Annotated in this window: 14 protein-coding genes; 4 read left to right on the top strand and 10 right to left on the bottom strand. The window is 47.9% G+C overall.

Annotated elements, in window-relative coordinates:
* Window positions 1-16: 16 nt before the first annotated feature.
* The 5 genes from MHM95_RS06935 to MHM95_RS06915 all read right to left on the bottom strand — a co-directional run bounded on the left by MHM95_RS06935 (window position 17) and on the right by MHM95_RS06915 (window position 5763).
* A complete protein-coding gene (locus MHM95_RS06935; protein ID WP_239384812.1) occupies window positions 17-1105 on the bottom strand; it encodes a heparan-alpha-glucosaminide N-acetyltransferase domain-containing protein in 1089 nt (362 codons plus the stop codon).
* Window positions 1106-1118: 13 nt separating this feature from the next.
* Window positions 1119-2324 carry an MFS transporter gene (locus tag MHM95_RS06930; RefSeq protein ID WP_239384811.1) on the bottom strand — a complete coding sequence of 402 codons (1206 nt, stop codon included), beginning with the start codon at window positions 2322-2324 and terminating at the stop codon, window positions 1119-1121.
* Complete coding sequence (locus MHM95_RS06925; RefSeq protein ID WP_239384810.1) at window positions 2321-3613, bottom strand: SidA/IucD/PvdA family monooxygenase; 1293 nt, start codon at window positions 3611-3613, stop codon at window positions 2321-2323. The genes MHM95_RS06930 and MHM95_RS06925 overlap by 4 nt, the downstream gene beginning before the upstream one ends.
* Window positions 3606-5153: an aspartate aminotransferase family protein gene (locus tag MHM95_RS06920; RefSeq protein ID WP_022945057.1), complete on the bottom strand. Its 1548-nt coding sequence runs from the start codon at window positions 5151-5153 to the stop codon at window positions 3606-3608. Before MHM95_RS06920 ends, MHM95_RS06925 begins: the two co-directional genes overlap by 8 nt.
* A 322-nt stretch (window positions 5154-5475) precedes the next feature.
* Entirely contained in the window at window positions 5476-5763 is a 288-nt protein-coding gene (locus MHM95_RS06915) for a hypothetical protein (protein WP_022945058.1), read from the bottom strand.
* A 252-nt stretch (window positions 5764-6015) separates the two neighbouring features.
* On the opposite strand from MHM95_RS06915, the gene MHM95_RS06910 reads away from it, so the two are divergent.
* Together MHM95_RS06910 and MHM95_RS06905 are read left to right on the top strand one after the other, a co-directional pair.
* On the top strand, window positions 6016-6741 hold the full coding sequence (locus tag MHM95_RS06910; protein WP_239384809.1) for a hypothetical protein: 726 nt from the start codon (window positions 6016-6018) through the stop codon (window positions 6739-6741).
* Window positions 6731-7198, top strand: a complete 468-nt coding sequence (locus MHM95_RS06905) for a hypothetical protein (RefSeq protein WP_138548424.1) — start codon at window positions 6731-6733, stop codon at window positions 7196-7198. Before MHM95_RS06910 ends, MHM95_RS06905 begins: the two co-directional genes overlap by 11 nt.
* On the opposite strand, the gene MHM95_RS06900 is transcribed toward MHM95_RS06905, so the two are convergent.
* From MHM95_RS06900 to MHM95_RS06890, 3 genes are all read right to left on the bottom strand, one after another.
* The gene (locus MHM95_RS06900) at window positions 7186-7362 is read right to left on the bottom strand and encodes a hypothetical protein (RefSeq protein ID WP_239384808.1); all 177 of its coding nucleotides are present in this window, start codon (window positions 7360-7362) and stop codon (window positions 7186-7188) included. The genes MHM95_RS06905 and MHM95_RS06900 overlap by 13 nt on opposite strands.
* Before the next feature lie 122 nt (window positions 7363-7484).
* Window positions 7485-8546, bottom strand: coding sequence for a hypothetical protein (locus tag MHM95_RS06895; protein WP_239384807.1), 1062 nt, complete (start codon window positions 8544-8546; stop codon window positions 7485-7487).
* 38 nt (window positions 8547-8584) lie between these two features.
* Entirely contained in the window at window positions 8585-9388 is an 804-nt protein-coding gene (locus tag MHM95_RS06890) for a PhzF family phenazine biosynthesis protein (protein WP_239384806.1), read from the bottom strand.
* 290 nt (window positions 9389-9678) lie between these two features.
* On the opposite strand from MHM95_RS06890, the gene MHM95_RS06885 reads away from it, so the two are divergent.
* Together MHM95_RS06885 and MHM95_RS06880 are read left to right on the top strand one after the other, a co-directional pair.
* Window positions 9679-9888 carry a hypothetical protein gene (locus MHM95_RS06885; protein WP_138509266.1) on the top strand — a complete coding sequence of 70 codons (210 nt, stop codon included), beginning with the start codon at window positions 9679-9681 and terminating at the stop codon, window positions 9886-9888.
* Window positions 9889-10001: 113 nt separating this feature from the next.
* Window positions 10002-10424, top strand: coding sequence for a GNAT family N-acetyltransferase (locus MHM95_RS06880; RefSeq protein WP_138509267.1), 423 nt, complete (start codon window positions 10002-10004; stop codon window positions 10422-10424).
* Window positions 10425-10506: 82 nt separating this feature from the next.
* On the opposite strand, the gene MHM95_RS06875 is transcribed toward MHM95_RS06880, so the two are convergent.
* Together MHM95_RS06875 and MHM95_RS06870 are read right to left on the bottom strand one after the other, a co-directional pair.
* A complete protein-coding gene (locus tag MHM95_RS06875) occupies window positions 10507-10932 on the bottom strand; it encodes a hemerythrin domain-containing protein (protein ID WP_138509268.1) in 426 nt (141 codons plus the stop codon).
* A gap of 240 nt (window positions 10933-11172) precedes the next feature.
* Window positions 11173-13236, bottom strand: a complete 2064-nt coding sequence (locus tag MHM95_RS06870; RefSeq protein WP_239384805.1) for a S9 family peptidase — start codon at window positions 13234-13236, stop codon at window positions 11173-11175.
* Between the last annotated feature and the right edge of the window lie 20 nt (window positions 13237-13256).

Here is a 13256-nt window from a genome sequence, read left to right as displayed (position 1 = left end):
TGGTTGATAAAGTAGTTCAGTCAATAACTTTATGAGTGTGGGGCTGCGTGGTGGCAGGCTGCCTCTGACGTACAAATAAAAGACGATGAATCGCGAAAGTGAGCAGTAACATCACCGGCATCATCGCGGCGCATTGCCAAGGCGAGAGGGTTTTAAAGCCAACCCACGCCATGCCCCAACACACCAGTACCCATTGCACTATGTATAAGCTGGTTACATGGCGGGAGCAGTAGGTCAACACCGTCATAATCCGTTGTTGCACAGGCCAGTTTTGGCTTAAGCGCAACAGCTTATCGATGGCCGCGAGTGCGACTAAATTCAGTCCGCTTAAATACAAGGCACCACCGGGGCCAAGATGGAAAAAGTCATTAAAATGAGTGTCTTTATCCCATAGGCAAAGCGCGCCGCCGACGATTAGCAACGGCAAGCCAAGATGTAGGGCGCTGCGCGCAAGAGGGCGGCCTTGGCGTAGCCGCGCTGATAGTGCAAGACCAAAAAGCACACACGCCAGCCATGGAAATACCGGGAAGTAGACGTTAAACTGCGCGCCGACAAAAAGATCACTCAGGTAATTCAGCCCAGTCATACCGCTTTGCCAGCCGCGTATCAGCGGCGTCACAAAAGCAACGAGCAAGGCTAAGGCAATATAAAGCCATGGGCTGCGCTTTGGGTGCACCACAAGGCTTAACAACAGTAGCGAGAGCCCAGCCATTTGCAGAATGTCGCCGGTGCCCAGCAAGTACAGGTAGTGCGGGAGTTGTAACGGCGATTGCCAGCCATACGCATTGATAAAGCTCTCAGGTAATACCCCAAGGGCGATAGGGAGCACAAACTTCAGTGCATTCATACCATAGCCCAGCGCGAGTATAGTTACGCCCCGTTTTGCCAAGGCTCGCGGACTATGATGCCGAGAAAGCAATAAGGAAATCCCCATAGCAATAAGGAACGCAGCGGTGCCTTTGCCAAGTAAATGGATAATCTCCCCCAGTAACGATTGCCCCTGGGTATAACTGGAACCATACATCCACAGCGTATGTACGCAGACCATGATGAGTACACTAAACCCGCGAACAAAGTCGACGGCAGTTAGACGGTGAGTATTCATGATTGTTTCCTTATTAATGGCTGGGTGTGCTGGTTTGCGAAACACGATTAAATTGCTGTGTTTCGGGGCGCATATAAAGTCCATAAAACACCATCAGCGTGAGCACAAAACCGGCACTGGCAACGAAAAAGGGCAGTGTGTAATTGCCGTCACTTACCAACGAACCGACGAGAAACGAGGCGCTGATCAGCCCTATGTTTTGCATAAAGTGCACCTTGGCAAAGTCGCTGCCATAAAAGCGAGGCTCGCTCAGGGCAAAAAGCACCACCTCAAGGCGTACCGTGACCACAAATAAGCCGATACCGAGTAGCACTCGGCCAAAGATCATCACCGGCCAAGCCTGTGCGCCATGCAGTAGTAGCCCGATGCTGGCAAGCAGCATAGCCCAGGCGATGTCTTTGCCATGGTGCGCTTGTGAGCGCGGGCGACGATGATTACGGTACAAGCATGCCAGTGCCACCCAAGCCGGAATGGCAAAAATAAAGCCAGCGAGGATATCGTTATTGAACCCGCTTAGTTGCTGCCAAAAGAGCGTGAAAAACGGACGTGCCAAAAAGGCACTGAAGTAGACCCCCATGGATACCAGCCCAAGGACGAGCACAAACCGGGGGATGCGTGCCCGCTCAGTGGTACTTTCACCAAGCGCTCGTTGATGCCAAGTGACCGCTAAAACATGAATTAAGTACAGACACAGCAGCACTTGCACAGCATCGCCAGCCGCCATAATGAGATACAGCGCCCGAGGGTCAAAGCTGTGTAAGACCAGACCACCCAATAACGCCCCGCCAATGCCACCGAAATGCATCAACACACTGAACAGGCCGACGATGCCTAGGTGCTTTTCCTTCTCTTCAAGGCTGAGAACAAAGGGGTAGATAAGTAAGTAGCTAGCCTTAAACACCAACATCGTTTGCGAAAGTAGCCAAAATGCGAGGAGATCGGTGGCAAAATAACACGCCACTCCTAATCCTCCGGCAATGATCTGGGTCACCACCCACAAGTGCAGTTCATGAACGCGACGTGCCACCTTAGCCCAGAGCGGGAAGGCGCACATCACGGTGATACAGCAAGTGGCAAGGTAGCTGCCTACATGCAAGCTGGAGCTGACGTTGAACTCAGTGGCAAAAAACTGCGGATAAAACGGCAAAATCATGGTGTCGCACACCACCGAGATCACCGTAAGCAGTATAAGCGTCGATTTCAGCGCTTGTTGCTTCATACTGGACTCTTTTGTGGTTGCTGAACACTGGCTGGGACGCCAAACTCTTGAAAAGCGATACGCTGTTCAATCTTGTAGGGCTCACGCTTGAGAATGCCGCGAAGGATGCAGCTGTTACGATAACAGGCCATCCCTAAATCTGGGGTGACAAAGCCATGGCTATGGAGCTCGGCATTTTGTACGAATACGCGTTGGCGTTTATCGATACTGTAGTTGCGATTAACGGCGAAACGACCATCGTCGCGCCAACAGAGCTCATCCATTAGGCCGCTGAGAAAATCGGGTAACTGATAATTAAAGCCGGTGGCCATGACCGTTTGCTCGCTGTGCAAGGTGAAGCTACGTTGCTGCTCTAAGTGTTTGAATTGCAGGCTCTCTCCTTGGTGTTTAAGGAGTTCGCTGTTAGTAAATAACCGCGCCCGCTGAATACCTTGAACATCAAGCTCATAAAGCTTGTCGTAAATTTGGTTTATCAGCTCACTGTTTATGCCCTTGTAGAGGTTACGCTGATTGGCAAGCAGTTGCTCTTTAGTGGCGTCTTCTAATTGGTAAAAGTAATCGACGTACTCAGGAGAGGTCATCTCCAAGGTTAATTTAGTGTACTCCAAGGGGAAAAAGCGCGGAGCGCGGGTGACCCATTGTAGGTGGTAGTTTTGCTGTTTTATATCACATAATAAGTCATAGAATATTTCTGCGGCACTTTGCCCTGAGCCCACCACGGTAATACTCTTACTTTGGTTGAGGGCATCGCGACGATACAGATATTCAGTGGCATGACAGACATTGGCTGCATCGGGCTGCACAGCGGGTGGATAGTACGGCGAAGGACCGGTGCCGAGCACGAGGTGGCGACAAAAAAAGCGCTTTTCACCCTCCGGCGTATCAACGGTTAACTGGTAGCAATCTTGGCTATTATCAAATTCGACACGGCGAACGCAGTGGCCAAAACACACGCTGGGTAACTCACTCGCTGCCCACTGGCAATATTGGTTGTATTGTTCACGCAGTAAGAAAAAGCTTTCCCGAATATAGAATTGGTATAATTTTCCCTGCTGCTTGGCATAATTTAGAAAGCTAAAGCGGCTGGTGGGGTCCGCCAAAGTCACCAAGTCCGACATAAAAGGAGTTTGCAAGGTGACGCCGTCGAGCATCAACCCTGGGTGCCAATCAAAGCACTGGCGCTGCTCAAGAAACAAGGCATCCAACTGCTCAATTGGGTCGCTTAAGCAGGCTAGGCTGAGGTTAAAAGGGCCGAGGCCAATGGCGATGAAGTCATACACCTTATTCATAGTTTGTCTCCTTTTCGAATAAGCGCGCTTTGAGGGTGTAGGCGCATGCTTTAATTTCGGCGGCAATGGTCTTAATGTCCTCAATGGCGGTGTTGGGGTTGAGTAGGGTGAATTTGAGGTAATTAATACCCCTGAATTTGGTGCGTGCGATGGCACACTCACCCTGTTTGAATAACTCGTCTTTAATCTGATAATTCAGTGTATTGAGCTGCTCGTCATCGAGTTGGGGGTCAATAAAACGGAACACCAGTGTGCTTAATTCTGGCTCGTGAACGAGTTCAAATTCCTGATCTTGTTTTAACGTCACAAAGCTACTGCGCGCCAAAGCCATCACACTTGAAAACACGCGGCCAACCTGTTCACTGCCCATAATGCGTAGCGTCAACCACAGCTTCAGAGCGTCAAAACGGCGAGTGGTTTGCAGGCTTTTATCCACTAAATTAGGTGCTGCTTGCGGACAATCACTGAACGGGTTTAAGTAATCAGCGTGATGGGTTAAATGTTGGAATTGCTGTTTATCGGCGACGATAAATGCGCTGCTGCTCACCGGTTGCAAGAAAGATTTATGGTAATCTAGGGTGACCGAGTCGGCATGCTCAATGCCGCTAAGTAGATGGGTGTAATCATCGGTGGCGAGCAGGCCACAGCCATAAGCGGCATCGACATGCATCCATACCTGCTGTTTTTGACAGCGCTCAGCGATGCTCGCCAAGGGGTCGATTGAGCCAAAATCGGTGGTCCCTGCCGTGGCGATGACGGCGATGGGAATGTCACCTTGTGCTCGGGCTTGGCACATGGCCGCATCGAGCGCATCTAAGTCCATTTTAAAGTGCTTATCAACACTCACTGGTACCACTGCGTTATACCCAAGTCCCAATAGGGCTGCCGATTTTTGAATGCTAAAGTGGCTTACTTCTGAGCAGAAAATACGGTAGCGCTTGGCTTGTGCTGGCAGGCCATGATCACGTATGACATGGCCATGCAAACGCTTGGCCGCATCGTCTCGCGCCAGTAATAATGCCATGAGGTTGGACTGACTGCCGCCGCTGGTGAAGATACCATCAGCGTGACTATCAAAGCCTATTCTTTGCACACTCCAGTCAATTAGCTTTTGCTCTATTAAGGTACCGCCAGCGCTTTGGTCCCAGGTATCTAAAGAAGAATTAATGGCACTGAGCAATTGCTCGGCTATCACCGCAGGGTAGGCGACCGGGCAATTCAAATGCGCCACGTACTTAGGGTGGTGAAAGTAGACTGCATGATCTAAGTACAGTGCTTTTATTTCATCCAGTGCTTTATCCACGCTATGTAATGGCTGACTTAAATCTATATCGGCAACCAATTGGCTAAGCTGCTGGTGGTTAACACCTGAATGAACCTTTTTAGCACGGCGTATGGCCTGATGGATTAACGACATGGTTTGCATAGAAGCCATCTCGTAATGCAGCAGGTTACTCTCGTTAAAAATATAGGGGTGACTTGGGTCACTATGACTATTGCTAGCTGATTGGCTATCAAGCACAGGGGCTAATTGATTCACGACGTAACTCCATTTAAGGTACAAAGATTAGAAACGGGATCGTAATGATAATGGTTATCACTGGCAATAATAAAAAAGGATTAATTTAACTTACATTTTTATTACATGTCTATTATTCATACTCGAATAATGCATCCGCTCTAAAGTAAATCCGGCTATTTAAAGGGGTGACTACCTGCCAGGTGCAAGCGAGGAAGGGCCCAAGCGAGACGCTTTGTCCGGGAGAAAGTGATAAAAATTCACGTTGTGTCAGTGTGATCGGCGAGGTAACTGGAGGTAAAGGAGATAGCAGCGCACAGGGCACTGCTACTATTTTTAGAACTTACTGGTGAGGACCTTGCTCGGGCTTGGACTCTGAACCCGATAACACATAACCTGCCACGGTACCGAGTAATGCCGCTAAGGTTTCACTGCCGAAGTCGGTGAGCACGGCAAGGATCAGCAGCGACGGTAAAAACACCATCACTCCCAGTGCTTTTATAGAGTTAGGACCAAAGTCGGCATTGAGTACATGCAGGCGATAAAATGTCAGCGCTATGCCTGAAAGCATGGTAATCACCGCACCGACGATGGCGAGAAAGTGTATCCATGTTAAATCTGCCATTTCCATAGGGCGATATCCTTATTAATTCATGACCGAGTGTTTACATTATGTTAATTGTAAACGAAAACAAAGGGGTATAACAGCTGAACCGCTCTTTTCGCTGCCACTCACGTGCTGGTGATTGCGCATATGCTCACTGTTCACTGATTGGATTGCTAGCTATGCGTTAAAAGAGCAACCCAACCACAGTGATATCAAGCAGGCCTTTTTATGATAAAAAGGCTTCAATCAAAGATGCAGAGCGTTTAAAGTAATACAGTGAGTAAACAAGGAAGTAATAAGCAAATGCAGTATAGCCAACTATCCAAAGGTGCGCGTCATCATATTAAAGCGGATCTCTTACCTGAACGTGTCGCGCTGCAAACAAAAACGCACCATGTAATTGTGACCTTTCGTTTTTTGTTGCTGTTTTTCTCAATATCAGCGGCCGTGGTCGCGGTTTTTGATGATTCACTGTTTTATGCGGTGGTGGCACCTATTTTATTGATCCCTTGTCTTTTTTGTTGGCTTAAGAGCCAGTATTTGGTGCTTGATGCAGCGAAAGGTCAAGCATATATAGAGTCACGTTTCGCGGGCAGAGCAGGCACTCCCATGCCTATGGATCATTTGGCAAACGTTAAAATTGTGGTGCAACCTATCCCTAGCATGGTCACGCACTATCAATTTGCGCTATGTGGGCAAAGATATACGCTAGGGACACTTGCTGACACCCAAGCGGCGGCCAGCTTTCTTGCGCAGCATTTCGGCTGCCAACTGAGCGTGAAAGAGAGTGTTACGGCTACGGAGCAAACGATTTCTTTCGGCACTGACAAAAGTGAAGTGCAAGCGGAAACCGTGCAAAACCAGACCACTGATACACCCCCTCGCGTTGGCCGAGAACTGTATTTTTGGGATAAAACTGCGCTCGCTAAGTTTATTTTCGGGCCGTTTTTCTTTTTGCTAATGGTCGGCCTTATTGCCAAGGAGTTACATCGTGTCTTTTAAGCAAATTTCTAATGAATTAGCGGTGCTAAACAAAGGCAGTAAAATCTTCGTTGCTCGGTTTATCGGTGTATTTATTACCTTAATTGGCGCGGCGAATTTGTTCTCAGTGGCCCGTGGTGATATGCCACTGTTTGTCTGGGCATCGGTCACTACACTTGGCCTTATCGGGTTGTTTGGCAGTTATGCGGTGTGGGTTGATAAGCGTAAACAGGCCGTGACTATACGCGCGAAGATGCTGTTTCCAATAAAAACGAAACATATTCAATTTGGTGATATCGAGGCGGTTGTTGTAGATGAACGGATGCTAGACCGTCATGATGCGCGGCTTTTTTTACAACTAACTAACGGCGATCGTTTCAACCTAGCTCCTAAAGGGTTTAAAAAACGTTTGGAACGCGACGGAGAAGACCTCGCGAGGTTTATTGATATCCCCCTGCACGTTACCTACAAGCAGTAATCGCTTAGCACTGACACTGAGGCCGCCATCGCCTTACCGGCTCCCATGGTACGATACCAGTGCGCTCCTGCGAAAATGGTCAGTAAATGCGCCAGTGCTCCAAGAAAGCTTAACAGCGCAGCAATGACAAAAGCGCGTTTACCTTTATCCTGGTGAGTGCTCATACACTAAAACCTCCTCAGTAAGTAGGCCATAAAGCGCTGAGCCAGCGCAATGGCCATCAATAACCCAGCATTGCGGTAATAAACCGTGCTGACTAAAACCTAAGGTTTTCAACTCATCTCTGCTAGGGCGGAGATATCCCAGGTGACTGACAGGCTCTGACGCGAAAGCGGTAGCCATAAGGCATACTATCATCCGGCGCAATTTCGACGATTTCGTAGTCGTTAAGCTCCACCGCTTTGACGCTGTTCGCTTTTTCGCAGCGAGAGAAACTATCGGCTTCGTAGCTGTATGCGAACATGGCAATAAGGCGCTTGCTACGCTCAAAATAGCCCTTAGTGTGTAAAAACTGCTGGATGTTTTTTGCTGCCTCGGTGTCTCCCTCAACCTGGACTTCGGTGCTGTTGTCGGGTTGTTTTGCGTCCGAGTGTTGGGTGGGCAAATCTTGTTGGATTTTCTTGCTCAGTTGCTGCACCGCTTGCTCTTGACGAGCAGGCGACTCATCGACTAAGGCTTTACCCTCGCTAAAGCTGGCGGTGATATCATCGAGCACAGCCTCAGCAGGTTTGTCATCAACGAAGGAAATGATATTAACAATCACCACACTGGCGAGAAAGAACCGCACCAACGCGGTCATTAGTGGCGAATAGCTCTGGCTGATAAATTTAATGCGTTGCGAGCCGAAGGGTTTAATAAGCAGCAGTGCGACAATATAAAATGGTAGAAAAAGCTGTAACAACAACAAGGTACATAAGGTGATCCCCAGCGCCCAAGGGGGCAGATACAACAATGTGGCAAAGTTATGGGTGTAGTTGAAGTGGCTGGCCGACACTCCAGTGACTTCATTGACAATGCCACTGGCACTGGCGAGCACAAAGTTTGCGATGGTGGCATAGAACACTAAAATCAGAGCTTTACCTGCCAGTGAGTGCCACAGCTGGTTAAACTTAGGCCAAAACTCTACCACTAAAGCAATAATAGTGATGGCAGTGGCCAGCCAGCCTGATTGCAGCACCACCAAGCAGAGAATGGCAAGCAGGTAGAGCTTTTGTGCGCTGCCAAGGTTAAACCAAATCGTCTGGCAACGTTTTAATAGGCGCATTTTATGCGGCTGCCACTGGCTCTGTTGCCGCTGTATATGTTTGTTTGCGCGCCAGCGCGCGACTTTGATACGTCTTAACACCATAGGGTATTACTTACCAAATAAGCGATTGTTGGCCGCCGTCAGCTTGCAGCCGTGGCTATATGCAGGGTGCTTTGCGCGTAAAGCACAGCGTAGCCACTGACCAAAACATGCTCTGCATCTAATGAACAAAATAACTCACCGCCACGGATGGATTTTTGCTTTGCGTGAAACTTGGTTTTACCTAGTTGCTCTGCCCAATAGGGAGTGAGTCCAGCATGGATAGAGCCGGTCACAGGGTCTTCATCACCGCCGTTAGCGGGCCAAAAATAGCGGCTGACAAAGTCGCAATCACTGCCTTTGGCGCTCACCACCACATCTCGTGGTGCCAAGGTTTTTAACTGCTCACTGTTACTTTGCAATGAGATCACGTCGTGTTCATCGTCATATATCGCAAAATAGGCCTGCGCGTTGGCCAACACCTGCTTCGGAGAGCGTGATAAACCTGCCAACAACGCCGCAGGAGTCTCTACTGCTTTAGGAGCAAGGTTGGGAAAGCGCATCTCAATACAACCATCATGGTGGCGCCACACCGTTAAATCACCGACCTGCTGAGTGGTAAAGCGTATGGTCTGATGACACTGAAAGTATTCAAATAGCACGACAGCCGAGGCTAAAGTTGCATGACCGCAAAAGTCAATTTCCATCAGCGGTGAAAACCAGCGTATGGCATAATCACCACTTGGGTTAGCAATGATAAATGCGGTTTCCGAGAGGTTGTTTTCACTGGCAATTTGTTGCATGAGCGCATCGGGTAATGGTGAATCAAGTACCACCACCGCCGCAGAGTTCCCGCCAAACTGCTCACGAGTGAAGGCGTCAATAATGTACATGCAAAGCTGCATAGGCTAAATCACCTAGTTAAAATCGCTGCGTTTAGAGTAATCAGTATATTCAGTGAAGGCAAGCTTAGCTAGCAGCGCCCAAAGCGGTAAAACTGTGCGAAACACACCCGATGCGAAAACCATAAAGTAGCAATCTGGATCTTATTCATCGCTACCGTGTTTAAATTATTAAAGCTAGAACCGTTTGGCTAAATTTGCTATCAATGGCATGAAGGTGGGGCTTTTTAGGATGAAGCAACCTAACCTGAGCGCTCGGTATTGAGTTTCTAGTCGGCTTAAAGGATTTTGACGTGTATTTTTTAGTATTTCTGGGGCTGGTCGTGCTCGCGATTACTTATTGGGACTATCGCAAGGAGGAAACTGACACCGTATTGCTCCTCGATTGGTGGGTGTGGTTTGACGTATCCAAAGCTCGCTTTCCTGTGTTGTATTGGCTTATCATCGCGCTGCAAAGCGCTGGAGGACTCGCTTTGGTATTGTACGGTTTGATAAACAGCTAATGTGTATACAAAGTCGGTCTCCAAATAAGTGTTCGGTGCACATAGGCGATAGTCGCTATTATCAAAAACTGTCTATGCACAGCTTAAAATCTCGCTGAAATAAGGAAGACATCATGGAAGTTAAATTTCTTGAAAAGGATGCTGATTATAAAGCGGTGCTGGAAGTGTTATTACAGCTTCGCCCGCAGTATTCTTTCGATGCTTTATCTGCGCAAATTGACAAGCAACAACTACATCATTACCAGCTTGTGTATGTGAAATCCTCACAAGGAGTACTTGCTGTGGCAGGGTTCAGTGTTGGTGAAAAACTGGCTTGGGGTAAACATATCTATATTGAGGACTTGGTAACCAATGCGAAGCATCGCTCGCGTGGTGTAGGTCAATTTTTACTGGATTGGTTTAAAACTTATGCGCAGGCTAATAATTGTGAGCAAATTCACTTAGACTCGGGCGTTCAACGCTTTGCTGCACATCGATTCTATCTGCGTGAGGGTTTTAACATCGCCAGCCATCATTTCTCAATGGTGGATGTATAGCAAGGGTAAGTGAGCTTATCGCCTAGCTTGGATAGGGCTGCACCTAGTTTTCTAGATGCAGCGGCGTCATCACTGTTACGGCTTAGTGCATATTCGCATCGTATTTTTGCGCCAAATCGTGTTTTTGTTTATCACTTAAGGCACGCCCAGCTAATTGAAACACCTCTTGTTCTTCTTCATCTAAGTGATGGTGCACTTTGTGGTGTAACTTCTTCGCCGTTGCCAGCCAAGCAGGTGAACTCATATCTGTGCTTTCAAGCTCTTCGATCAATTCGTCAATATCATGATGTTCGGCAATGCTGTGACGCGCTTTTTCTTGAGTTAGGTCTTTAAAAATAAGTGGGTCATAGAAGTAACGCTCCTCAAATTTGGCATGCTCTTGCAGCTCATGTTTGAGTTTTTCCAACAGGCCATGGCGTGTTTTGGTGTCACCGCTGGTCTCGATCAATTTATCAATGAGCTTACGTTGGGTGTCATGGTCATGACGTAGTGCTTCAAATATGGTCATAGTGTCTCCTTTTTACTTTGCTACCAACTACACAGAGCAAGTCAAATGCCACATTTCAAGTTCATGATTAGTAAATGTTTTTTATTTTAAAGAAGTGAGGCAATGTAGCTTTTACAAGTAAAAATGGAAAATTCACCACACCAAGCAGCCATTTAGGCACGCGGGCGGAAGTTATACAACAGAACGTTAATTGTTAAGATGAAAAAGCCTGCGTGATGCAGGCTTCTCAAGGAGTACAGCTTAGTCTGCTTTGTTGGCGTCTTTAACTGCTTTTAATTTACTGGCGTGGTCAATTTTGTAATCAGGCATGTCTTTGTTGCCTTCCATCAGGTAATTATCCATCCAGCGCATTAATCGCAGGCTGTAGTCATACTGGGCAGCGACACGGCGGTTACCATGACCTTCACCAGGGTAGTACACTAAACGAACGTCTTTACCTTGCACCTTCATGTAGCGATATAGCTCCATTGATTGCGCTGGGTGTACACGGGGATCGTCTTTACCATGCATAATCAATAGCGGTGTTTTAGACTGACCCGCCCAATAAATTGGGCTACGTTCCAAATACCACTGCCATTTTTCCCATGGGTAAGAGCGTGCATGTACTAAGTACATTTCGTTGGAAATGTCGGTAGTACCGAACTTAGAAAGCTGGTTGGTCACGCCAACGAACATCACACTGGCTGCGAAATGCTCGGTTAATTTAGTGGCGCCCCAGGCTGATGCATAACCACCGTAAGAGCCGCCGGTAATACCAACACGGTCGCTATCGACTAAGCCCATTTTTACCAAGTATTGCTTCATATCGACAAGATCGTCGAACTCTTTACCAGCGTAGTCATTTTGGCCCAGCTTAGAGTATGCAACGCCTTTACCAGTAGAGCCGCGATAGTTCGGGTAAAAGACCGCATACCCGCGCGCCGCGCCCATTTGTCCCGGATCAGAATAACTGGTTACCCAGCCGTTCTTGTCGTGACTTTCTGGACCGCCATGCACGGCCATGATCAGTGGGTAACGCTGACCTTCTTGATAATCCAATGGATATACCAAGACGCCGCCAATCTCTACACCATCGCGCGCTTCAAAGCTAAGCGCTTGCTGTTTGGCAAAGCGTTTATCGTTGAGCCATGGGTTTGAATCGCTTAGGCGCGTTGCCTCATCACCACGGATCATAAATACTTCGTTCGGGTGCTTGGCGGTGTTAGCGCGTAGCGCGATAGTTTTATCCGAGTCAGACACGCTCAAACGACTGGCAATAAATTCGCCTTGCTCAATCAAGGTGTCATAGTCCTCATCGCCTACCTCAATTTGCCCAACAAAGGTTTCAGGGCTTACAGCGGCAATAAAGTTAAGGGTGTTTTCGGTGTTGGCCCATTCAATGTCGGCAATGTGGCCCATAAAGTCAGGTAACCATTCTTTAATCTCGCCACTTTTTGTATCGGCTAAATATAAACGGCCGGTGGCGGGGTCATGTTTATCTTCGGCGCCTAAAATAGCTACATAACGACCATCATGAGAAAGTTCGGCATCGCCTAATTTCCCTTCCGTTTTAAACGACAGCGTAACGGCCTTGCTTTGGACATCAAACAAGTGCCACTGCGACTTCATATATTTATCATCAATCAATGCCGTCGGCTGAGTTTTGACTAATAATTTGCTGCCATCGTCAGCATAGTTCATGTCGCTAACATAGCCATCAATGTCAATCGCTTCAGGGTCTAGCGGTTTGTCAGCTTTGGCTAGATCAATTAAATGCAGTTGCTTGTTTTTCAGCCCTTGCTCATACACCTCAGCCATAAAGCCTAATTTTTTTAGCTCTTTTTCCGACTTATCTTTGCTTGGCATGGCCAGGATTGCGACTTGCTTGCCTGTTGGGCTAAGTTCGTAGCTGGAGATTGAGCGGCCTTTCAGGGCAAACACTTGCTGAGCTTGACCACCGTCTACCGGAATATGGTACAACGCAGTGTGCTTGTCTTCGCCAAGTTTGGCGAGGAAATAGATGTCTTGCCCGTCTGCTGACCAGCTAATGCTTTTAATATTTACCTTGCCGGTGATAAAAGGGCGCTCTACGCCTTCGTCATCAACCACGTAGAGTTCACTGTAGTTGTAGCCATTTTTATCAACGTACAGCTCGCGTGGTAAAGAGCGCGTAAAGGCAACCTGCTCGCCATCTGGACTGATAGCGGTTTGGATCACACTTTTAATTTTCGGAATATCTTCAACGGTAATGGTATCACTGGCCTGGGCCGATAGGCTGGTGCCCATGGCTGTTGCCAGCGCTAACGCTGTTGTCAGTAGTTTCATGTTAGTCCTTCACTTGTTAT

Origin of the sequence: Pseudoalteromonas sp. CnMc7-15, assembly GCF_022347925.1 — a bacterium.
Taxonomy (GTDB): Bacteria; Pseudomonadota; Gammaproteobacteria; order Enterobacterales; family Alteromonadaceae; genus Pseudoalteromonas; species Pseudoalteromonas ruthenica.
Note: the sequence above shows the minus strand (reverse complement) of the source record. Positions and strands in the feature narration are given on the sequence as shown.